17 protein-coding genes and 1 pseudogene are annotated in these 21,918 nt (G+C 59.0%); 8 read left to right on the top strand and 10 right to left on the bottom strand.

From position 1 onward, the window contains the following. Positions 1-963: a carbohydrate kinase family protein gene (locus ABLV76_RS01055; RefSeq protein ID WP_004203288.1), complete on the top strand. Its 963-nt coding sequence runs from the start codon at positions 1-3 to the stop codon at positions 961-963. After that, complete coding sequence (gene ugpC / locus ABLV76_RS01050; protein WP_069135304.1) at positions 950-2,035, top strand: sn-glycerol-3-phosphate ABC transporter ATP-binding protein UgpC; 1,086 nt, start codon at positions 950-952, stop codon at positions 2,033-2,035. Before ABLV76_RS01055 ends, ugpC begins: the two co-directional genes overlap by 14 nt. Positions 2,036-2,096: 61 nt before the next feature. On the opposite strand, the gene ABLV76_RS01045 is transcribed toward ugpC, so the two are convergent. From ABLV76_RS01045 to ABLV76_RS01020, 6 genes are all read right to left on the bottom strand, one after another. Further along, positions 2,097-2,843: a proteasome-type protease gene (locus ABLV76_RS01045; protein WP_004203290.1), complete on the bottom strand. Its 747-nt coding sequence runs from the start codon at positions 2,841-2,843 to the stop codon at positions 2,097-2,099. A gap of 16 nt (positions 2,844-2,859) precedes the next feature. Continuing rightward, on the bottom strand, positions 2,860-3,675 hold the full coding sequence (locus tag ABLV76_RS01040) for a transglutaminase family protein (protein ID WP_004203291.1): 816 nt from the start codon (positions 3,673-3,675) through the stop codon (positions 2,860-2,862). Further along, positions 3,672-4,601 (bottom strand): alpha-E domain-containing protein, encoded by a 930-nt coding sequence (locus ABLV76_RS01035; RefSeq protein WP_057215996.1) that lies wholly within the window; start codon positions 4,599-4,601, stop codon positions 3,672-3,674. The genes ABLV76_RS01040 and ABLV76_RS01035 overlap by 4 nt, the downstream gene beginning before the upstream one ends. Further along, complete coding sequence (locus tag ABLV76_RS01030) at positions 4,595-6,034, bottom strand: circularly permuted type 2 ATP-grasp protein (protein WP_004180417.1); 1,440 nt, start codon at positions 6,032-6,034, stop codon at positions 4,595-4,597. Before ABLV76_RS01030 ends, ABLV76_RS01035 begins: the two co-directional genes overlap by 7 nt. A 286-nt stretch (positions 6,035-6,320) precedes the next feature. Next, positions 6,321-7,712 (bottom strand): carbohydrate porin, encoded by a 1,392-nt coding sequence (locus ABLV76_RS01025; protein ID WP_114466109.1) that lies wholly within the window; start codon positions 7,710-7,712, stop codon positions 6,321-6,323. A gap of 100 nt (positions 7,713-7,812) precedes the next feature. Then, positions 7,813-9,171, bottom strand: coding sequence for a glycoside-pentoside-hexuronide (GPH):cation symporter (locus ABLV76_RS01020; protein ID WP_348878134.1), 1,359 nt, complete (start codon positions 9,169-9,171; stop codon positions 7,813-7,815). A gap of 512 nt (positions 9,172-9,683) precedes the next feature. Between ABLV76_RS01020 and ABLV76_RS01015 the strand changes: the two genes are divergently transcribed. The 4 genes from ABLV76_RS01015 to ABLV76_RS01000 all read left to right on the top strand — a co-directional run bounded on the left by ABLV76_RS01015 (position 9,684) and on the right by ABLV76_RS01000 (position 15,667). Next, positions 9,684-11,426 carry an alpha,alpha-trehalase gene (locus tag ABLV76_RS01015; RefSeq protein WP_348878133.1) on the top strand — a complete coding sequence of 581 codons (1,743 nt, stop codon included), beginning with the start codon at positions 9,684-9,686 and terminating at the stop codon, positions 11,424-11,426. Positions 11,427-11,677: 251 nt separating this feature from the next. Then, a complete protein-coding gene (locus ABLV76_RS01010; RefSeq protein ID WP_080841587.1) occupies positions 11,678-13,798 on the top strand; it encodes a TonB-dependent siderophore receptor in 2,121 nt (706 codons plus the stop codon). A gap of 489 nt (positions 13,799-14,287) precedes the next feature. After that, on the top strand, positions 14,288-14,830 hold the full coding sequence (locus ABLV76_RS01005) for a hypothetical protein (RefSeq protein ID WP_225983755.1): 543 nt from the start codon (positions 14,288-14,290) through the stop codon (positions 14,828-14,830). A 27-nt stretch (positions 14,831-14,857) separates the two neighbouring features. Then, positions 14,858-15,667 (top strand): TIGR04222 domain-containing membrane protein, encoded by an 810-nt coding sequence (locus ABLV76_RS01000; RefSeq protein WP_227524528.1) that lies wholly within the window; start codon positions 14,858-14,860, stop codon positions 15,665-15,667. A gap of 32 nt (positions 15,668-15,699) precedes the next feature. Here ABLV76_RS01000 and emtA read toward each other — a convergent pair whose 3' ends face one another. Beyond that, complete coding sequence (gene emtA / locus ABLV76_RS00995) at positions 15,700-16,311, bottom strand: membrane-bound lytic murein transglycosylase EmtA (protein WP_004203299.1); 612 nt, start codon at positions 16,309-16,311, stop codon at positions 15,700-15,702. A 175-nt stretch (positions 16,312-16,486) separates the two neighbouring features. Here emtA and ldcA point away from each other — a divergent pair, with 175 nt between their 5' ends. Together ldcA and ABLV76_RS00985 are read left to right on the top strand one after the other, a co-directional pair. Beyond that, positions 16,487-17,401 carry a muramoyltetrapeptide carboxypeptidase gene (gene ldcA / locus ABLV76_RS00990; RefSeq protein WP_017900195.1) on the top strand — a complete coding sequence of 305 codons (915 nt, stop codon included), beginning with the start codon at positions 16,487-16,489 and terminating at the stop codon, positions 17,399-17,401. A gap of 92 nt (positions 17,402-17,493) precedes the next feature. Continuing rightward, positions 17,494-19,227 (top strand): potassium/proton antiporter, encoded by a 1,734-nt coding sequence (locus ABLV76_RS00985; RefSeq protein WP_004203303.1) that lies wholly within the window; start codon positions 17,494-17,496, stop codon positions 19,225-19,227. Between the two features lie 16 nt (positions 19,228-19,243). On the opposite strand, the gene dadX is transcribed toward ABLV76_RS00985, so the two are convergent. The 3 genes and pseudogenes from dadX to ABLV76_RS00970 form a co-directional block, all read right to left on the bottom strand. Further along, on the bottom strand, positions 19,244-20,314 hold the full coding sequence (gene dadX / locus ABLV76_RS00980; RefSeq protein ID WP_004203306.1) for a catabolic alanine racemase DadX: 1,071 nt from the start codon (positions 20,312-20,314) through the stop codon (positions 19,244-19,246). 9 nt (positions 20,315-20,323) lie between these two features. Further along, positions 20,324-21,622, bottom strand: coding sequence for a D-amino acid dehydrogenase (locus ABLV76_RS00975; RefSeq protein ID WP_023318600.1), 1,299 nt, complete (start codon positions 21,620-21,622; stop codon positions 20,324-20,326). Positions 21,623-21,720: 98 nt separating this feature from the next. Then, positions 21,721-21,867, bottom strand: a pseudogene (locus tag ABLV76_RS00970) (hypothetical protein). Positions 21,868-21,918: the final 51 nt, after the last annotated feature.

Below are 21,918 nucleotides of genomic sequence, written 5' to 3'. Positions count from 1 at the left end.
ATGGATAACACCAGGACACCTGTGCTCTATATCGTGGGCAATTACAATATTGATTTAGTGATGGGAACCCTGCCCCACTGGCCCGCGCAGGGAACTGAGATGATGCTCGAGCACAGCGCTCTGCGGCCCGGCGGCTCTGCTGGCAACTGCGCGCTGGCCGCCGCCGCCATGCAGCTGCCGCACTGCGCGGTCGGCTGTCAGGGCGACGACGCGTTTACCCCGTGGCTGGCGGCACAGTTTCCCGGCGATAGCGCGCGCTGGCCGCAGTATCCCTGTGAAACCTCGCTGACGGTGGCGGTCACCCATCCCAACAAAGAGCGCTCGTTCCTCAGCAACCACGGACACATTACCCGCCTGACCGCCGGGGATGTGCTGGACCAGCTGCCTGCCGCCGCTGGCGAGGGCGATATCGTGTTGCTCTGCGGCACCTTTCTCTGTACCAGGCTGCTGTCCGACTATCCGCAGCTGCTCGCCACGCTCCGCCAGCGCGGGTTTACCCTTGCCGTCGATACCGGCTGGCCGCCCCAGGGCTGGAGCGACCCGCTGCGTCATGAGGTCGACCGCTGGCTGGGCGACTGCGACTGGCTGTTGCTCAACGACGTTGAAACCCAGCAGCTGGCCGCCCGCCCCACCCTCGCCGAAGCCGCCGCAGCCCTGGCGGCACGGCTCAGCGGCAGCGGCGGGTGCGTGGTGAAGCGCGGCGCTGACGGCGCGGACTGCTGGACGACCGACAGCCATCACCATGCGCCAACCCGGCCCGTCACCGTCATCGATACCATCGGCGCTGGCGACAGCTTTAACGCGGGCTTTCTTGCCGCGCTGCTAAGCGGTAAACCGGTGCCAGAAGCGCTGCGCTGGGGAAATACCGTCGCCGCGCAGGCGATCGGCACCTCCCCGCGCCGCTATCCCGACTGGCATACCCTGCAACATCACCTTGAGGAGGCCACCGATGGCCAGTGTTGAACTGATCGATGTCGCCAAGCGATACGGCAAACAGACGGTGCTCCAGCCGCTGGACCTCACCATCCCCGACGGCAGCTTTACCGTGCTGGTGGGCCCTTCCGGCTGTGGCAAGTCGACCCTGCTGCGCCTGCTGGCCGGTCTCGAAACGCTTTCCGGCGGCACCATTCTGATGAACCAGCGGCCGGTCAACGATCTGGATCCCGCCGACCGCGATGTGGCGATGGTCTTTCAGAGCTATGCGCTTTACCCCCACCTGACGGTGGCGGAAAATCTCGCCTTTCATATGCAGGTCAAAAAGGTGGATAAGCAGCTGCAGAAAAACAAAGTGCAGCAGGTCGCCAGCCTGCTGGGCATTGATAAACTGCTGGCTCGCTATCCGCGTGCGCTCTCCGGCGGCCAGCGCCAGCGGGTGGCGATGGGCCGGGCAATGGTCAGAAACCCGCAGGTTTTCCTGTTCGATGAGCCGCTGTCGAACCTTGACGCTCAGCTGCGGATGGAGCTACGCGCGGAGATCAAATCCCTGCACCAGCGCATCAATACCACCATGATCTATGTCACCCATGACCAGGTGGAGGCAATGACTCTGGCCGATCAGATTGTGGTGATGCGCGACGGGCAGATCGTCCAGCAGGGGGCGCCGCTGGCCATTTACGACCAGCCATGCAACACCTTCGTCGCCCGTTTTATCGGCTCCCCGCCGATGAACCTCCTGCCCGGTCAGCGCGACGTGCGCAATGGCCAGCCCGGCGTCGCCTGCGGCGCGCTGTGGTTTCCGCTGGCCGAACGCTGGCATCAGGCGGTGGCGAACCAGGGCGATGCCCCGTTGATTGTCGGCCTGCGCCCGCAGGATATTCTGCCGGATGCGCATGGCGCGCTGGCAACGGTAAACATTATGGAGGTGACGGGGGAGTCCACCCTGCTGCATCTCGACTGGCAGGGTTTTCCGGTGCATGTGCAGGTTGCCGGCAGGGTGGCGGTCGCGGCGCAGCAGACGCTGGGGCTGACTCTCCGCTGCGAGAGCCTGCATCTGTTTGATGCCGCCAGCGGCGAGCGGCTGGCGGAGACGCGTTAAGGGCGAAGGGAGCCGGTCATCATCCGTGTGGCCGGGCTCCGGGCGAGGTCGTATTCCAGGGCTACTCCCCTTCCCGCTCTGCTGGCGTCCAGGCCGGCAGAGTCTGGAAGGTGTGCAACAGCCCCTCGGACCACGCCTTGCGGATGCGGTTGAAGTAGGGATCGCTGTCGGTGATGCGATGCTGCCCGGCGCTGCTCAGGCTGCCGCTGCGGTAGAGCAGCGTATCCAGCGGCAGGCCAACGGACAGATTACTGCGCAGCGTCGAGTCAATGGAGATCAAGGCGCAGCACATCGCCTGCTCCAGCGGCGTATCGATGGTCAGCACCCGATCGATGATCGGCTTGCCGTACTTGCTTTCGCCAATCTGGAAATAAGGCGTGTCGCGGGTGGCTTCAATAAAGTTGCCCTCCGGATAAATATGGAACAGACGATGGGTTTCGCCGGCGATCTGGCCGCCAAGCAACAGGTTGCAGTTGAAGTTAGTATTACTGCAGTTTTGCTGGTTGCTGCTGTCGCGCTGGATCACCTCCAGCAGCGTTTTACCGATCAGCATGGCGGCGTCGTAGAGGGAAGTCACCTGCATCAGGTTCGGCTCCTGCTGGGTACGGATCCGCGCGCTGAGCAGGCTTATCACGCTCTGGGTGGTGGCCAGGTTGCCGGCGGATTGCAGCACCAGCACCCGTTCCCCTTCCTGATGGAAAACGTGCAGCTTTTTAAAAGTGGCAATATGGTCGACGCCCGCGTTGGTGCGGGAGTCGGAAGCAAACACCAGTCCATCCGCCAGGCACATGGCCACACAGTAGGTCATTGCGGTTATTCCCGTATTATTGCTGCTGCGCCTGCTGGCTGTGTTCGCGCACTTCAGCGTTGGTTAACATAATCTCCCCGCCGCCGCCCAGCCGGGTGCCCCGTACCGGGCAGGCGTCGAGATAATCCAGTCCGGTCGCCAGCCGCAGATGCTGATTCAGGCGACGGGTATTATTGGTGATATCAAACGACAGCCAACGGCCGTCGAGCCACACTTCCGCCCAGGCATGCATCGCGACATGCTGGGCGTTATCGCTGTAGACATAGCCGCTGACGTAGCGCGCCGGGATCTCCAGCGCCCGGCAGCAGGCGAGAAAAACATGGGTATGATCCTGGCACACGCCCTTCGCCCGGGCGAAGGCGTCGGCAGCGGAGTCCTGGACCTGGGTCGCGCCGGGGGAGTATGGCATTCTTAACAGCAGATCCGCCATCAGTTGATTCAAACTCTCTTCCGCCGCATCGGGACGATAGAGGCGCTGGGCGAACTCACGGATCGCCGTATCGGCGCGGGTCAGCGGCGTACTGCGCAGAAAAACCAGCGGCGACAGCAGCTCGGCCTCTTCATCACGCGTCTCTTCCCCCTCGTCGGCGATATCGACAATCCCGCTGGCGCGAATGGTGATCTCTTTATGCGGGTTATCCAGCGTCAGCACATGCAGCACATTACCCCAGCCGTCGGTCGTGGTCACCGCCGCGCCGTCCGGCAGGGTCAGCGTCCAGGCGGTGATCGTCTGCCGTCCGGTGCTGCGCGGGGTCAGGCGCAGATACTGGGTGGAAAACTTCACTTCTTCATCGTAGCCATAGCGAGTGAGATGATCGATGACCAGTTTCATAAGGCCTCCAGATAGGTTTGTCTGATGCTGTCGGACAGGGCGTTAATTCTCCCCAGCAATCCGTTAAGCGTGGTCTGCAGGTCCGCCTGCGCCAGGTCGTCACGGGTGCTGAAGCGCAGGTCAACGTTGAGCTGATGGGCGAGGCGCAGCGGCTGATAAGAGCGATCGTTGGCGATCTTCTCCAGTTCGCCCACCAGGTCGGCAATGCTGGCGCGCAGCGAACGTGGAATATCGTTACGCAGGATCAGCAGCTCCATCACCGTTTCGCGACTGACCGGCTGGCGGTAGAGGCTGTTGTAAGCTTCGCGGGCGCTGACCGCATTGAGCAGAGTATCCAGCCGGTAGTATTCGCGCACCGGGTCCGGATCGTTGGTCAGCTGTTGATCCTTAATCAGCAGCAGCTGGGTGGTGGCGAACGCGCGCTCGATCAGCGTGCCGATACCGATAAAGCTCAGGGCGTCGTTGCGCAGCAGCGTGCCTATCACCGCTCCGCGAAACAGATGCACCCGCTCTTTCACCCACTCGAAAAAGCCGTCGCTCCCCAGTTCGCCCAGCCCCTGCTGGCGGAGGGTCCGCAGTTCGATGCGGGTGGCATTGATGCTCTCCCACACTTCGGCCGACAGACTGCCGCGCACCGCGTGCGCGTTGTTCCACGCCATCTCCACGCAGCTGTAAATACTGCAGGGGTTGTTGCCATCGAGGGCAAAAAAGTTGAGTAGATTGCTCATGGTAAAGCGGGCATGGCGCGCCTGAAACAGCTCGTGGGTCATCGACAAATTCAGCGGTAGCGCCAGATCCCGCGACTGCTGGCTGTGGCGGGGGATCATTGATAATTTCCAGGTCACGTCCAGCACCCGGGCGTAGCTCTCCGCCCGCTCAAGGTAGCGGGCCATCCAGAACAGTTCACTCGCCGTACGACTTAGCATGATGCGTCATCCTCCATCACCCAGGTATCCTTGGTTCCGCCGCCCTGCGACGAGTTGACCACCAGCGACCCTTCGGTCAGCGCCACGCGGGTCAGGCCGCCGGGCACCAGCCGCATCTCCTGTCCGGAAAGCACATAGGGGCGTAAATCGATATGCCGTGGCGACAGCCCTTCATCAACGAAGGTTGGGCAGGTCGACAGCGCAAGGGTGTCCTGGGCGATATAGTTGGCCGGATTGGCCAGCAGGCGCTGGCGGAAGGCCTCCCGCTCCTCTTTGGTGGAACGCGGGCCGACCAACATGCCGTAGCCCCCGGCGCCATGGACCTCCTTGACCACCATCAGCTCCAGATTGCTCAGCACGTAGCGCAGGTCCTCCGCTTTCCGACACTGCCAGGTGGGGATATTGCTGAGGATCGGCTGTTCGCCGAGGTAAAAGCGGATCATCTCCGGGACGTACGGATAGATCGATTTGTCGTCAGCCACCCCGGTGCCGATGGCGTTGGCCAGCACTACGCCGCCGGCGCGATAGACGGACAGCAGCCCCGGGACGCCGAGCATCGAATCGGCGCGGAAGGCCAGCGGGTCGAGCCAGGCGTCGTCGATGCGGCGATAAATCACATCCACCCGCCGCGGCCCCTCAGTGGTGCGCATATACACCGCGCCGTTTTTAATAAACAGATCGGCGCTTTCCACCAGCTCGACCCCCATCTGCTGCGCCAGGAAGCTGTGCTCGAAGTAGGCGCTGTTGAAGCGACCCGGGGTCATCACCACGACGCAGGGATCATCCACCAGCGAACTTTCGCGCAGGGTCTGCAGGAGGTAGCTCGGGTAGCGCTCCACCGGCGCAATGTGATGCTGCTCGAACATCTCCGGATAGAGGCGCATCATCATCTTACGGTTTTCGAGCATGTAGGAGACGCCGGACGGCGTGCGCAGATTATCCTCCAGCACGTAATACTGACCGTCGTTATTGCGCACCATATCGACGCCGGTGATATGGGCATAGGTGTTGTTTGGCAGGTTGATGCCCTGCATGCACGGTTGATACTGCTCGTTGGCCAGCACCTGCTCGGCCGGTATCAGCCCCGCGCGCAGGATATTCTGTTCATGATAGATGTCATAGAGGAAAGCGTTCAGCGCTTTCACCCGCTGGCGAATGCCGCGGTCAATGCGCTGCCACTCCCCGGCGGGTATGATCCGCGGCACGCTATCAAACGGGATCAGCCGCTCGGTTCCCTCATCCTCGCCGTACACGTTAAAGGTGATGCCGATACGGTGAAAAAGCAGTTCCGCTTGCGCTTTTTTCTGCCGGATAGAGAATTGATCGGTGTTGCGAAACCATTGCCACCAGGCATTATAGTGCGGCCGCTGCTCACCCTGGGCGGTCAGCATCTCGTCATAATAATGCCCGTCAGGAAGCGTTATTTTTATCATGGCCGTCTCCTCCGGTTGTACTCACTTTGTGGTAATCCCGATAAGAGATAAGCATTAATTATGCCAGGTCACACAGCGCGTCGGCGCAGCGTTACGCTGTGAGGCCATGGCTTTGAGTTGATTAAAAAACAACCAGACACTTTGCTTATTTGTGGGCGGTTTTTAGCGTTAAACGCACCAGTTTGGGGCAAGTGGATTCACGGGACGCTGAGGCTTCGCGAGCCACGCCGCGTAGCGACAGGCGGCTGAATAGCACAGAGCCTGCGCTGTGCAGGCTCTGTGTTGCTCAGAAGAAATACTTGAAGCGCAGCCGGCCGCCATAGCGGGAGTCTTCCTGGCCGTCGCCGTTGTTTGGGTTGGATTCAATCCATGATGCGTAGGCCCCAAGATAGATGTTGAAGTTCTTCATATTCATTACGTTCGGAAACAGGAACGACGCATGGATTGTGTGGATATCATAGTTGCCCGGATCGGCGATCCAGCAATTATCGTCGCAGTTAGCGATAAAATCAGCGGTGTTAAAGCTGTCGATTTTGTTATGCGCGTAAATGTAGCCCAGCTCAAAACCGTGCCACAGGGAGTTAACGCCCGCGGTAAAGTCAGTCTCATCTTCGGCATCCATATAAGCGACGTTAAGGTTGGTCACCACGCCGTCCTGCGGATCGGTTTTTTGCCCATTCCACGTCATCGTATAGCCATAGCCGGTACGGCTGGACTGGTCGACCCAGCGTCCTTTCGCATCGTGATAGCCATAGGCGTTATTTACCACGTTGCTTTCCATGGCGATGGCAGTGGAGAAGCGCCCGCTGTTCCACGCGATAACCGGGCGCAAATAGGCCACATTTTTCTCATTTTCCAGTGCGGTGCCATGATACTGCTGGTCCTGGAATAGCGTGCTGCCGTTCTCCAGCAGGGTATTCAGTTCGAAATACCAGTTATCAAGGGTTTTGCTCATCAGGAAGTTGCCGCCGCTGTTGCTCCGACCGCGCCCTTCCTTCATCATGTAAATATAGCCGTAACCGTCGCTGTACAGATCGTTGGCGGTGTTCCCGGAGTATTCCACGAACGTATCCTGATTCAACGGGAACATATCGTAGGCTTCGAAACGACCAACCTTCACCTTCCAGTCGTTCTCCTGGCCAAAAAAGAATACCGCATCATCAAGATTCATTTTGCCGTTCAGGTCGGCCAGCGGCTGGACGGAAAAACCGGCAAAACGGCCATTATCCATTTTGCGCATGCCGTCAAAACCTAACAGCAGACGGCCATTAATATCCCAGCGTTCATTATTGCCCGGCGCCCAGTCTTTATTTGCCGTGGTTTTTACCGAAGTCAGGCTCCCGCTGCTGCTGGCGCCATCCATGTTAAATTCGACATCACCATAAAATTTGATATCCCCATAGCCGGACAGCGTTAGTGTTGTCGGCTCCGCGCCCGGTGCCACGGGCTCGGCGGACTCCACTTTGACAGTTGGCGTGCTTTTCGCCACCACGCTCTGCTGTCGGGTTAAGGTCTGGATTTTCGCTTCCGCATCGGCCGCTCGTTGCTCAGCATTTATTACGCGCTGTTCCAGCTGCGCTAAACGTTTTTCAATATCCGTCGGGTGATTATTCGTCGCGGCCCAAAGGCCAGAGGAGAACAGACCACTCATAATCAGAGCCATATAGTTTACTTTCATTATTAACATCCCTAATTACATTGTTATATGTTTCATCCAGGGTATAGCCGGGCTATCCAGGGAATTACCTGCATAGCCCTCTTAATACAGCGTGGAATAATCAGGATTCGGCGAAAGTGCCGTGTTTTAAATCATTAACGATGCCGTTCATTCTGTTTTCCGTTAAGCCGTAGAATTTAATCGAGACGGCGGTAAGCACATAAAACACGGAAGGGACCAGAGTAAACAACAGCACCACGCCCTGCACCGCTGAAGCCGACTGCACCGTGGTGTTAGCGGCGTAATGGAAATAGGCCAATATCCAGCCGAGGATGGCCCCGCCGACGGCGACGCCCAGCTTGATGACAAAGATATTTGCTGCGACATTCATACCGGTAATACGCCGCTGGGTTTTCCATTCGCCATAGTTATTCACGTCGGTAATCATCGACCACTGCAACGCGCCGTTGCCGCCCTGAATGATAGAAATCAGAATATGCACGCCGAGCACCGCAATCCAATATTGTACCGGGACGATAAAGCAGACCACGCCCAGCGCGGCGGTGAGAAGATTAATCCAGAAAGAGAATCGGACCTTACAAAAGCGCGTCCCGAAGGGCTTGGCCAGCACCGAACCCAGCATGGAGGCAAACATACCGCCGAGCATGAATATGGTAATCACGTCGGCGCCTTTATGCAGGACGCTGTTAACATAATAGACGACGGCGCCACCGCGAATTACCACGGCGATCAGCATCATAAAATTGTAAACGGAAAGAATACGCCACTGATCGTTACGAAATAGTATTTTCACGTCCCGCGCGATGTTCAGGTTCTGTTCTTTAATCGGCTGCACGCGTTCTTTAGTCGTGGCGAAACAGGTGATAAACATCAGGCAGCCGATAACGCCAAACAGGGCCATCGAGACCTGAATACCGGTCGCGTGATCGCCGGGATAGAGAAAATCAGCCAGCGGTAAAATAAACGCAGTACCGAGCGCGCCGCCGATTGGGGTGATAGCGAAACGCCAGGACTGAAGCGAGAGGCTTTCGCGCGGATCGGAGGTCAGCGCCGCGCCCAGCGAGCAGTACGGAATATTAATCGCCGTATACATCAGTGTCATAAATATATAAGCCGCCACGGCGTAGGCAATTTTTCCGGAGTCGGAAAAGGAGGGAATGGAATACACCAGCACGCAGCTCACCGCAAAGGGCACGCAGATCGCCAACAGCCAGGGGCGAAAGCGGCCCCAGCGGGTTGAGGTGGCGTCAGCAATCGCGCCCATAATCGGATCGGTAATCGCATCCAGCAGACGCACCAGCAAAAACATCGTCCCCATTACGGCGGGCGGCAGGCCATAAATATCGGTATAAAAATAAGCCAGAATAGCCACAGACGAGTCAAATACGATGTGACTGGCTGCGTCCCCCAGGCTATAACCTATTTTCTCTCTGACAGAAATTTTGTCGCCAGCAGACATACACCACTCCTTTATGTAAAATGAAACCGGTTTCTGTAGTGTCTGCATTTTTTACTTATCCGCTATGCGCGGCGCCATTATGTTTTTTTATTAATTATTTATGTTTTTTAATTTATGTGATCCTGCCAGGCTTCAGTCATATTAATCCCGGTATTTTTGCCTGACAGATCACAGCCTTCATCCGTTGCGCAATTTTTAAAATGCGATAAATACGAACCTTATTGTTACAGATAAACATCCGTTCTTTTTTCGGATGCCGCTATCGAATAGCGCTTATTATTTACCCAGAAACATTCACAACAAAAATAACACCAGCCAGCATTTATATAATTAAGATTATAATATTCGGCTGAGCAGAATTGTGCCGCCTGGATAGCGACCGGTGAGCGGTAAATTCTCTGTTTTAGCGCAAAATGTTAGCTTCGACACGCGCAGCGGCGGATATTCGTCTATGGTTTTCTGATGGCCAAATGCAGTGGCACATGAGTCTGCAATGATAAGGAGAACAATCCATGACGAGTCCCTTTTCCCGTCGCCCCGCTACCCTGCCTTATGCTCTTCGTCTGGCGCTAGGGGGTGCGTTTATCGCCCTGGCGACGCTGACCGCTGAGGCTGAAGAAACCCGTCCAATCCCGCAATCACCCGATATCCTGCTCGGTCCGCTGTTTAATGATGTGCAAAGCGCGAAACTGTTTTCTGATCAGAAAACGTTCGCTGACGCCATTCCGAACAGCGATCCGCTGATGATCCTTGCCGATTACCGGATGCAAAAAAACCAGGCCAGCTTCGACCTGCGCCACTTCGTTGAGCTGAACTTCACGCTGCCGAAAGAGAACGACGCCTATGTGCCGCCCAAAGGGCAAACCCTGCGTCAGCATATCGACGGCCTGTGGCCGGTCCTGACCCGCAGCACCGTCGAGGTGGAAAAGTGGGATTCGCTGCTGCCGCTGCCTAAGCCCTACGTGGTCCCCGGAGGACGCTTTCGCGAAGTCTATTACTGGGACAGCTATTTCACCATGCTGGGTCTTGCCGAAAGCGGTCACTGGGATAAAGTCGAAGATATGGTCGCCAACTTCGCTGCGGAAATTGACACCTGGGGCCATATCCCCAACGGTAACCGCACCTATTACCTCAGCCGTTCGCAGCCCCCCTTCTTCTCCTTTATGGTAAACCTGCTGGCGACGCACGATGGCGACCAGGTGCTGAAAACCTACCAGCCGCAGCTGGAGAAAGAGTATCGCTACTGGATGGCCGGGGCGGACGCGCTGGCACCCGGCAGCGCCGACAAACGGGCAGTGCGGATGGCGGATGGCGCGCTGCTCAACCGCTACTGGGACGATAACGACACCCCACGTCCCGAGTCCTGGCTTGACGACGTCAAAACCGCCAAAAGCAACCCGAATCGTCCGGCCACCGAGATCTATCGCGACCTGCGCTCCGCCGCCGCTTCCGGCTGGGATTTCAGCTCCCGCTGGATGGACAATCCGCAGCAGCTCGCCACCATTCGCACCACCTCGATTATCCCGGTCGATCTCAATGCCCTGATGTTCCATCTGGAGAAAACCCTCGCCCGCGCCAGTAAAGCAGCGGGGGACAGCGCCGGCGCTACCCGGTACGACGCGCTGGCCAACGCCCGCCAGCAGGCTATCGAGAAATACCTGTGGAATGAAAAAGAGGGGTGGTACGCCGATTACGATCTGAAAACCCACAAGGTGCGCAATCAGCTGACCGCCGCGGCGCTGTTCCCGCTGTACGTCAATGCCGCGTCGCGCGAGCGAGCGACGAAAGTGGCGGCCGCCGCCGAGTCGCGGCTGCTCAAACCCGGCGGGCTGACCACCACCACCGTCAACAGCGGCCAGCAGTGGGACGCCCCCAACGGCTGGGCGCCGCTGCAGTGGGTGGCCGTCGAGGGGCTGCAAAACTATGGTCAGCAGAAGATCGCCATGGAGGTCACCTGGCGCTTCCTGACCAACGTGCAGCATACCTATGACAGCAAGCAAAAGCTGGTGGAGAAGTATGACGTAAGCTCAACCGGCACCGGTGGCGGCGGTGGGGAATATCCACTGCAGGACGGCTTTGGCTGGACCAACGGCGTCACCCTTAAGATGCTGGATCTGATCTGCCCGCAGGAGAAACCCTGCGATGCGCTGCCTGCTACCCGTCCGGCGCCAACGCCTTCACCGCAGGACAAACCTGTTGCGGCGCCCGCGGCTAACGACCCCGCCCCTGCGGAACCGCAAAAGACCGGCTCCTGACGCTTTGCCGCCCCCTACCAAAATCGGTAGGGGGAAGCGGTCTCCCTGCTCACTACCGTCCCGCGCAGGCCCATTCTGCGGCTCGCGGGAAACCCTTCTCCATCCCCTCGCGCTGAACAGATCACCTTTTCGCTTGATTGCATAAATACAAACAATAATAATTCGCATTACTTTTTAACGAATAATGACAGATTCGTTTTTCCCGCGGCGGCGTACAGGAGTACCAGACCGCGCAGGTTCAGGATGATCTTATGAACGTGGCTATTTCTCGCAAACGCCCGGGGCTGCTGTGCGCCCTCGCGATCGCACTTCCCTTCACCGCGCAGGCCGAAGAGACGGTGGTGGTAACGGCCAGCCCGCCGGCATCCGCCAGCGCGCCGACTGAGGGCTATAGCGCCAGCACCTCGCTCGGGGCGACAAAAACCGACCAGCCGTTAATCACCACCGCCCAGTCGGTGTCGGTTGTCACCCGCCAGCAGATGGCGGATCAGGGGGCGAATACCATCAGCCAGGCGCTGGAATATACCCCGGGGGTCTACTCCAGCTTCGGCGGCGGCGCCACCCGGTTTGACGCCATCTCCCTGCGCGGCTACCACGGCGGCGACGTCGATAACCTGTTCCTCGACGGCATGCGTCTGATGAGCGACGGCGGCAGCCATAACGTGGTGCAGATCGACCCGTGGTTTATCGAACGCGTCGATGTAATCCGCGGCCCCTCCTCCGCGCTCTACGGGCAGAGCGTGCCGGGCGGCGTGGTCAACCTGACCTCCAAGCGCCCGCAGTTCAGTCAGCAGGGCCACGTCCGCCTGACTGGCGGGACGCAAAATACCAAAGGCGCGGCCTTCGATTACACCGACGCCATCAATGAGCAGTGGGCATGGCGGCTGATCGGTATGACCCGCAGCAGCGACACGCAGTATGACCATACCCGCGAAGAGCGCTACGCCATTTCACCTTCCCTGCTGTGGCAGCCGGACAGCGATACCTCGCTGCTGCTACGCGCCTATCTGCAAAAAGATCCTTCCGGTGGCTATCATGGCTCTTTGCCGCTGGACGGCACCCGCTACGCGCACAATGGCCGTAAGCTCTCCACCAGCACCAACGAGGGCGATCCGGGAGATGGCTATCAGCGCCGCCAGCAGATCTACAGCTATGAGTTTGACCACCAGTTCACCGATGTCTGGTCGGTCTATTCCGCGGGAAGCTACACCCACACCAACGTCTCCCTCGATCAGGTCTACCAGGTCGGCTGGATAGATGACAGCGACATGCTGGCTCGCGGCTACAGCGGCTCGCGCGGTTCGCTGGACGGCTGGTCAACCGATAACCGCCTGCGCGCCGATTTCAATACTGGCGATCTGGCGCATACCCTGATCCTCGGCGCTGAATACCATCGCTTTCGCAACGATCTGTGGACCGGCGCCGGCGGCGCGGCGCCCCTTAACCCGTTTACCGGCTATACCGCCCAGACCGGGCATACCGTGACCTACAGCGATGATAATAATCGCCGTTATTACCAGACCGGGCTGTATCTGCAGGATGAGATGGTCTGGGACCGCTGGCATGTGGATGTTTCCGCCCGCTATGACCGTATCGTTTCCCAGCAGGTCAGCGATACCCTGGGCACCTCAAACCGCCGTTCAGACGACCATATCAGCGGCCGCGCCTCGCTGTTGTACGCCCTGGACAACGGTCTTTCGCCCTACCTGAGCTACAGCCAGGCGATTACCCCGGCGATGCTGCCCGGCGCTGACGGCAAACCGTTGAAACCGACCACCGCCGAACAGGTCGAAGCCGGCCTGAAGTTCCAGCCGCCGGGCAGCAGCGACCTCTATAGCATCGCGATTTACGATCTGATGCAAAAGGATGTCGCCACCCGCGACCCCAACATCGCCACCGCCACCTATATTCCGGCGGGTAAGGTCCATTCCCAGGGGGTTGAGCTGGAAGCGCACCACCAGATCACCCCGCAGCTGAGCACCCTCGCCTCGTATACCTGGAATCGTCTGCGCTTCCAGGACACTAAGGACGGTACCGACAACAACACGCCGCAGCTGACCCCGGATCAGATGGCCTCCTTCTGGGCGCGCTATCAGTTTCCGGCGGGGATCTCGCTGGGCGCCGGCGTCCGCTACATTGGTAAACAGTGGGCGGATGATGCCAACACCGCGCGGCTGCCGTCGGTCACGCTGATGGACGCCATGATGCGGGCCGACCTCGGCGTCTGGTCGCCGGGGCTGAAAGGCGCTTATGTGCAGGTCAACGCCAACAATATCGGCAATCGTGAATACGTTTCCGGCTGCTACGGCACCGGCAACTGCTACTGGGGAGCAGAGCGCAGCGTCATGGCCACCGTGGGCTACGACTTTTAACTGACAGCGTAAAGATAAGCCTCCGCCCGTGACGGCGGAGGCTTTCGTTAACAGGTGACGTCACGCTTTGATGGCTAATATTAACTTAAAGATGCCAGGCCATTATTTCACTTGCCCCCCTGTGATGAGAGGACTTAATATGCTGGCGAAAACAGGTTAGGACGCTCACAAGGAATAAAAGTGAACCCTGTCATTAGCTATCTCACCAATTTACATCCGTTATCATTTATGGGTTACCATATATTATCCACCACAGTGATATATATTCTGGTAAATATAATTATTGCGAAGACCCGCCCTACTGAAAATACCACAGCCGTTCCGGCGCCCTATTCTATCTCACCCTCTTTTTTAGCCTGGCTACGTAATAGCGCCACCAGCGTCATTCAGCTGGCCATGTTCAGGCTGTTAAGAAAAAACTATGTCACTCTCATCCATTCTGCGGACAATATTCAACTCTGCGCCAATCAGCAGTACGCAGAATGCAAAATGACCTGTGTGGAAAAAATACTGTTTGACCATTTCGCTACGCCAAAATCCAGTGACCAGGATCTGCCGCTTTCTCTGCACGTCGCCGAAAAGAACCACTGGGCCACCGATCCTCACTGCCAAGGGCTGCGGCTCAGCCCGACGCACCAAACGTGGAATATGATATTGATTGCCGCGCCCTCCCTGCTATTGATCGCCGCGCTCGCCTGGAAAACGCTTTTTGATAATCAGGCGATAATTCACTCCAGCGTGTTCAGCTGGCTGACAATGGGGATGGTTTCCGGCCTGTGGTGGCTGTGGCTGTTATGCATCACCTTAAATGCCACCCGGCTGGACCGGGAAGGGATCGCCGTTAATATCTTTCATCACTATATTGATACCCTGAAGGAGACGCTTATTGCTGACTCAGATACCCTGACCGATGAAAACGCCGATTATTGCGTGGCGATCGGTAAAACCGCCCTGCTTCCCGAAAGATTTGCTGAATATGTAAAAATCATCAACCTTATTAAGTATCCCTTTTGTCTGCAGAGGCTGGATTAACGAGGGGATGGTATGTGGAATTTTATAATGCATCTGCATCCACTGCTGTTTCTCGGCGGTTTTATACTTATCGTCCCGGGTATTTATATTGCTATTGGTATAATGATTATCCTGTCGCGGCCAGCGGCTCAGCCCCAGCCGCACGCGATGGAGGTTAGCCCCTGGCTGCTGGCGTGGCTGACCGGAGAAGGGACCCGGGTGATTCAGCTGGCAATGTTCAGCTTACTCAGTAATAAGCATCTGTGGGTCCCGGAGCCCGGGCAGGTTTTGGCTAACGGACGCTATGCAAACCACGAAATGAACGTCATTGAAAGCATACTATTTGACCATTTTGCGGTGCGAAAGCCGTGTCATGAAGATCTGCCCTGCTGCCTGAGTATCGCCGGACGTAACCTCTGGCAGGAACAGATAGCAAGTGCGGGTTTAGCCTTAAGTCCGCTGCGCCGCGGATGGAATATGCTGGCCATCAGCATCCCTTCGGTCGCCCTCGGCGTTATCGTTGCCAGTAAGACCTTTATCTGGCTCGACCTCACCGCTTACAGCATCTTCAGTTGCCTGCTCATGCCCTCGGGTTGCGTTCTGTGGGGCGGATTATGGATAGAGGCCATTAGCAAAACCATTCGTCTCGATATCAACGGCATTTCGCATCATGACGCCCATGCCTGCATCAATGCGTTACGAGAAACGTTAGCGTATAAAGGCGCGCAGGAGGATGACGCGACGGCCATGCTCTGCGTGGCGGTAAACGGCGTGGAATCGCTTCCCGAGCGCTACCGGGAATATAAAGCGTTAATAGCGCCGATTAGCGTTATCACGTCGCTGCGCACAGAGGATTAGGACCCCGCCAGGCCGGCGGGGCGAAGGTAAGGTTACATGGCGTCCAGCGCTTTCTGCAGCTTCCAGATATAGCGCGGCGCCTGCGGAGCCGGGTGTTTTTTCGCCACATGCTCGAAGAACTCATCGGCGTCGAGGTCGTTAATCTCCTCGATGGCGTCCTGCCGGTTTGACGAGAAGGTGCGCAGCAGCGCGCCAGCGCCGTTGGCATAGGAGACCACCACCGCATAGCGCATCACCTGCGGGTCTTTGATCCCCGCCAGCGGACCATTCTCCAGAATGCTCAGATAGGCGGCCCCCATCGAGATATTCCGTTCCGGGTTTTTCAGCTCACTGACCGACGGCTCGCCGCGCCAGCCCATCCGCCGGTAAACATCGCGTCCGGAGGTCGACGGCTTAAGCTGCATCAGCCCGACGGCGCCGGATTTACTCACTACCGCAGGATTACCGCCCGACTCGATGGCAATGATCGCCGTGATCAGCTGCGGATCCACGCCCCAGGCGGCGCCGGCTTTTTCACTGATCGGCATCCACTGCATCGCCCGCTTCACCGGGACCTCGGGGTTCCACGGTGGATTGGTGTAATCATGTTTCGAACTACAACCGGCCAGAAAAACGACTAAAATAAGCAACCATCTCAATTTCACACATCTATCCTTATCTACCCAAACGCCATCATGCTGCAGAACGACGGCAGCGGTACGTCCCCCGCCCGCCGACAGCCTGATGGATGACGGGTGCGGATTGAAGTTAGCCACCTGGAGATGACAATCGCCATTCCAGGCGGCATCATAACCCTTTCATTCATAGCAAGGAATTATCATGTCTCAGTTTTATCTGGTCGCGCCATCCGGTTATTGCATCAACCAGCAGGCGGCGGCCCGCGGCGTCGAGCGTCTGCAGCAGGCCGGGCACGAGGTGGCCCACCAGCAGGTCATTCCCCGTCGGCAGCAGCGTTTCGCCGGAACTGAACATGAACGGCTGGCCGATATTAACCAGCTTGCCCAGTTGCCGGGCCGCAACCGGATCGTTCTCGCGGTGCGCGGCGGCTACGGCGCCAGCCGCCTGCTGCCGCATATCGACTGGCAGGGGCTGATTGCCCGCCAGCAGCGTGACCCGTTGCTGATTTGCGGCCACAGCGATTTCACCGTCATCCAGTCGGGCCTGCTGGCCATGGGCAACGTCGTCACCTTCAGCGGGCCGATGCTCGCAGGGAACTTCGGCGCGGAGACCCTCGATCCGTTTACCGAACAGCATTTCTGGCAGGCGCTGCGCCAGCCTGAATTCACCCTCGAATGGCCGGGCGAAGGGCCGAACTGCCGGGTGGAAGGCACCCTGTGGGGCGGGAATCTGGCGATGCTGACTTCGCTTATCGGTACCCCGTGGCTGCCGGCGATCCGCGACGGCATCCTGGTGGTGGAGGATATCAATGAGCACCCGTTCCGCGTCGAACGCATGCTGCTTCAGCTGTTGCACAGCGGCGTACTGGCGGCGCAGAAGGCGGTGATCTTCGGCAGCTTCACCGGCGGCGCGCCGAACGACTATGACGTGGGATATGACCTGCCGCAGGTGTTTGATTATCTGCGCCAGCAGCTCTCTGTACCGCTGATAAGCGGACTGGAGTTTGGCCACGAGCAGCGCACGGTGACCCTGCCGCTGGGCGCGCGCGCGCGGCTGGTCAACCAGCCATCAGCCACCACCCTGACAATCAGCGGCCACCCGGTGCTGGCAGAATAAATTTCCCAGACGCATAGGCGGATTCCCTGCGAATTGTTAAAATAGTGTCACTTTTAGCCATTTTTTCACGCCAGTCAGGGAGTACGTGAACATTGGACGCCGCTGCGGTCATTAGTCTGTTTATTCTGGGTTCTGTTTTAGTAACCTGCAGTATCTTATTGAGCTCCTTTTCTTCGCGCCTTGGCATCCCGATTCTGGTCATCTTTCTGGCCATCGGGATGCTGGCAGGCATTGACGGCATCGGCGGCATCCCCTTCGACAACTACCCCTTCGCCTACATGGTGAGTAACCTGGCGCTGGCGGTGATCCTGCTGGACGGCGGGATGCGCACCCAGGCCAGCTCCTTTCGCGTCGCGCTGTGGCCAGCACTGTCGCTGGCGACGGTCGGGGTGCTGATCACCTCGGCGCTGACCGGGATGATGGCGGCCTGGCTGTTCAAACTGGATATGATCGAAGGCCTGCTGATCGGCGCCATTGTCGGCTCCACCGACGCCGCGGCGGTCTTCTCGCTGCTCGGCGGCAAGGGGCTCAACGAGCGCGTCGGCTCGACGCTGGAGATTGAGTCAGGCAGTAACGACCCGATGGCGGTCTTCCTGACCATCACCCTGATCGAAATGATCCAGCAGCACCAGACCGGCCTCAGCTGGATGTTCGCCGTGCATATCATTCAACAGTTCGGTCTCGGGATCGCCATCGGCCTCGGCGGCGGCTACCTGCTGCTGCAGATGATCAACCGCATCGTGCTGCCCGCCGGGCTCTATCCGCTGCTGGCGCTGAGCGGCGGGATCATGATTTTCGCCGTCACCACTACCCTCGACGGCAGCGGTATCCTCGCCGTCTATCTCTGCGGCTTTCTGCTGGGCAACCGGCCTATCCGCAACCGGCACGGTATCCTGCAGAACTTCGACGGTCTGGCGTGGCTGGCGCAAATCGCCATGTTCCTGGTGCTGGGCCTGCTGGTGACGCCCTCCGACCTGCTGCCGATCGCTATCCCGGCGCTGTTGCTGTCGATGTGGATGATTTTCATTGCCCGTCCGCTGTCGGTATTTGCCGGTCTGCTGCCGTTCCGCGGGTTCAACCTCCGCGAACGGGTATTTATCAGCTGGGTCGGCCTGCGCGGCGCGGTGCCGATTATTCTCGCGGTGTTCCCGATGATGGCCGGCCTGGACAACGCCCGCCTGTTCTTCAATGTCGCCTTCTTCGTGGTGCTGGTGTCGCTTCTGCTCCAGGGCACATCGCTATCGTGGGCGGCGAAAAAAGCCAAAGTGGTGGTGCCGCCCGTCAGCTGGCCCATCTCCCGCGTCGGGCTGGATATTCACCCGGAAAACCCGTGGGAGCAGTTTGTCTACCAGCTGGGCGCCGATAAATGGTGCATCGGCGCGGCGCTGCGCGACCTGCATATGCCGCCGGAGACGCGGATTGCCGCCCTGTTTCGCAACAATGCCCTGCTGCACCCCACCGGCAGCACCCGCCTGCGGGAAGGCGATATCCTGTGCGTCATTGGCCGCGAGCACGACCTGCCGGCGCTGGGCAAAATGTTCAGCCAGTCGCCGCCGGTGGCGCTCGATCAGCGTTTTTTCGGCGACTTTATACTTGATGCCGAGGCCCGCTTCGCCGATGTGGCGCAAATCTACGGCCTCGACGGCGGAGAGGAGTTCCGCGAACATCAGCAGTCGCTGGGGGAAGTGGTGCAGCAGCTGCTGGGCGCCGCGCCGGTGGTGGGCGACCAGGTGGAGTTCGCCGGGATGGTATGGACAGTCGCGGAAAAAGAGAACGATCACGTGCTGAAGGTAGGGGTACGGGTCGCGGAAGACGAGGCGGAGTGATCCGCCCCGGAACAGGTTACAGGGTCACAACCGGCACCCGCGGCGCCAGGGCGCACATCAGCTCATAGCCGACGGTGCCGCAGCTGGCCGCCACGTCGTCGATTTTAATCTCTTTGCCCCACAGTTCGACCGGCGCGCCGATCCCGGCCTGCGGACAGGGCGTTAAATCGACCGCCAACATATCCATCGACACGCGCCCGACGGTGGTGGTGCGTACGCCGTCCACCAGCACCGGCGTGCCGCTCGGCGCTACCCGTGGGTAGCCGTCGGCATAGCCGCAGGCGACGATGCCGATCCGCTGCTCCTGGGTGGTGCGATACAGGCCGCCATAGCCAATCGCTTCGCCGGGGCGCAGGTTCTGCACGGCGATGATTTCGCTGCGCAGGGTCATCACCGGCTTCAGGCCGGTGTTCGCGATATCCTGCCACTGCCCGGAGGGCGATGCGCCATACAGCACGATGCCGGGACGAACCCAGTCAAAATGCGCTTCCGGATGCCAGAGCGTCGCCGCCGAGTTGGCCAGCGAGCGTGGGCAATCCAGCCCCTCCGCCGCCTGTTCGATCCGGCGCATCGGCTCAACAATCCCCTGCGGGTTCTCCGCCTCCGCGAAGTGCGACATCAGCGTCATCTCGCCGACGTTGCTTATCGCCCGCAGCTGCTGCCAGACGGTATGCACCCGCTCCGGCATAAAGCCCAGCCGGTTCATACCGCTGTTCACCTTGAGATAGATATCCAGCGGCGCGCGCAGCTTCGCCTGCTGCAGCGCCTTAATCTGCCAGTTGCTGTGGACGCTGGTGGTTAAGCGATATTGATCCAGCACCGCCAGCTCATCGGCATGGAAGAAGCCCTCCAGCAACAGGATCGGCCCTTTCCAGCCCTGCTCGCGCAGCAGGATCGCCTCTTCCAGGTTGAGCAAGGCGAAACCATCCGCCGCGCTCAACGCACTCCATACCCGCGCCACGCCATGGCCATAAGCATTTGCTTTGACCACCGCCCACAGGCGCGACCCGGGGGCCGCGCGACGCACTATCTGTAAATTCTGCCGCAAGGCCAGCAGGTCGATACTGGCCACTACCGGACGGGTCATGCAAGCTCCTTAGTTGTGTGCGCCATGCAGATGCTGCGGACGCGCCGGGGTAAACCCGGGGCTGTAGCGGGCGACCGCCAGATCGTCGTAAGGGATCGCCGGCGTGCGGCCGGAGATCAGATCGCTGATAAGCTGCCCGGAGCCGCAGGCCATGGTCCAGCCAAGCGTGCCGTGGCCGGTGTTGAGCCACAGGTTTTTAAACGCCGTGCGCCCGACCACCGGCGTGCCGTCCGGCGTCATCGGCCGCAGGCCGGTCCAGAAGGTGGCCTGCTCAACGTGGCCGCCGCGCGGGAACAGATCGCGCACCACCATCTCCAGGGTTTCGCGACGCGGCTGCAGCAGCGCTTTATTAAAACCGACGATCTCGGCCATACCGCCGACGCGAATGCGCTGATCGAAACGGGTGATGGCGATTTTATAGGTCTCATCAAGGATAGTGGAAACCGGCGCGCCGTCTTCCTGGGCAATCGGGATGGTTAACGAATAGCCTTTCAGCGGGTAGACAGGAATATCCACCAGCCCCTTGAGCATCGCCGTCGAGTAAGAGCCAAAGGCCATGACATAGGCGTCGCCCTTGATAATCTCATCGCCGCATTTCACCCCGGCAATGCGATCGCCCTCCTGCAGCAGGGCGTCCACCGCGGTGTTAAAGCGGAAGGTGACCCCGGCCTGTTCCGCCATCGCCGCCAGACGGGTGGTAAACAGCTGGCAGTCGCCGGTTTCATCGTTTGGCAGACGCAGACCGCCGGTCAGTTTGTGGCTAACCTCCGCCAGCGCGGGCTCCACTTCCGCCAGCCGCTTCGCCTCCAGCAACTGATAGGGCACGCCGGCGTCCTCCAGCACCGCGATGTCGCGGGTGGCGTTTTCATACTGTTTGGCGGTACGGAACAGCTGCAGCGTCCCGCCCTGACGCCCTTCATACTGAATGCCGGTGGTGTCGCGCAGCGCCTTCAGGCAGTCGCGGCTGTACTCCGCCAGGCGCACCATCCGGCCTTTGTTCTCCATATAATGGCGGGTGTCGCAGTTGCGCAGCATCTGCCACATCCACTTCAGCTGGAACGACGTGCCGTCAAGGCCGATCGCCAGCGGCGCATGGCGCTGGAACATCCATTTGATCGCCTTCAGCGGCACTCCCGGCGCCGCCCAGGGCGCCGCATAGCCGGGAGATATCTGCCCGGCGTTGGCCGCGCTGGTCTCCTCTGCCGGACCGGGCTGACGGTCGATGACTGTCACCTCATGACCCGCCTGACTCAAATACCACGCGCTGGCTACCCCAACCACCCCACTTCCCAGTATGACGACACGCATAGCAACTCCGTAACAGTTAAAGAACAATCATCTAATTACAAATTGATAACTCAGTTGAAAATATTATTCAACATACGCTTTATTTATGGTGACTTAACTCACAGCAAACCGCACCAGTCCTGAGCTGTAAGATTTACGATCTCATGCTGCGCTTTATTTTTACCCAGCATTTAATTCTGCAAATGAGCACAAAAAACGGCTTTGAGATGGGGAAATCGCGAAGAAAAGCGATTGGCTGACAACACAGTTTGCTGTGCGGTGTTCTATGCTTGTTTAGAGGTTTTCCGTTCAGAGAA

Source organism: Klebsiella sp. GB_Kp047, assembly GCF_040065235.1.
Classification (GTDB): Bacteria; Pseudomonadota; Gammaproteobacteria; order Enterobacterales; family Enterobacteriaceae; genus Klebsiella; species Klebsiella quasipneumoniae.
This window is presented reverse-complemented; position numbering and strand designations above follow the sequence as displayed.

Coding starts and splice junctions, on each gene's coding strand:
- ABLV76_RS01035 (WP_057215996.1), bottom strand. CDS start 4,601: ATGCTAAGTCGTACGGCGAGTGAACTGTTCTGGATGGCCCGCTACCTT.
- ABLV76_RS01045 (WP_004203290.1), bottom strand. CDS start 2,843: ATGACCTACTGTGTGGCCATGTGCCTGGCGGATGGACTGGTGTTTGCT.
- ugpC (WP_069135304.1), top strand. CDS start 950: ATGGCCAGTGTTGAACTGATCGATGTCGCCAAGCGATACGGCAAACAG.
- ABLV76_RS01010 (WP_080841587.1), top strand. CDS start 11,678: ATGAACGTGGCTATTTCTCGCAAACGCCCGGGGCTGCTGTGCGCCCTC.
- ldcA (WP_017900195.1), top strand. CDS start 16,487: ATGTCTCAGTTTTATCTGGTCGCGCCATCCGGTTATTGCATCAACCAG.
- ABLV76_RS00975 (WP_023318600.1), bottom strand. CDS start 21,622: ATGCGTGTCGTCATACTGGGAAGTGGGGTGGTTGGGGTAGCCAGCGCG.
- ABLV76_RS01030 (WP_004180417.1), bottom strand. CDS start 6,034: ATGATAAAAATAACGCTTCCTGACGGGCATTATTATGACGAGATGCTG.
- ABLV76_RS01025 (WP_114466109.1), bottom strand. CDS start 7,712: ATGAAAGTAAACTATATGGCTCTGATTATGAGTGGTCTGTTCTCCTCT.
- ABLV76_RS01040 (WP_004203291.1), bottom strand. CDS start 3,675: ATGAAACTGGTCATCGATCATCTCACTCGCTATGGCTACGATGAAGAA.
- ABLV76_RS01020 (WP_348878134.1), bottom strand. CDS start 9,171: ATGTCTGCTGGCGACAAAATTTCTGTCAGAGAGAAAATAGGTTATAGC.
- ABLV76_RS01055 (WP_004203288.1), top strand. CDS start 1: ATGGATAACACCAGGACACCTGTGCTCTATATCGTGGGCAATTACAAT.
- ABLV76_RS01015 (WP_348878133.1), top strand. CDS start 9,684: ATGACGAGTCCCTTTTCCCGTCGCCCCGCTACCCTGCCTTATGCTCTT.
- dadX (WP_004203306.1), bottom strand. CDS start 20,314: ATGACCCGTCCGGTAGTGGCCAGTATCGACCTGCTGGCCTTGCGGCAG.
- ABLV76_RS01000 (WP_227524528.1), top strand. CDS start 14,858: ATGCATCTGCATCCACTGCTGTTTCTCGGCGGTTTTATACTTATCGTC.
- ABLV76_RS01005 (WP_225983755.1), top strand. CDS start 14,288: ATGACCTGTGTGGAAAAAATACTGTTTGACCATTTCGCTACGCCAAAA.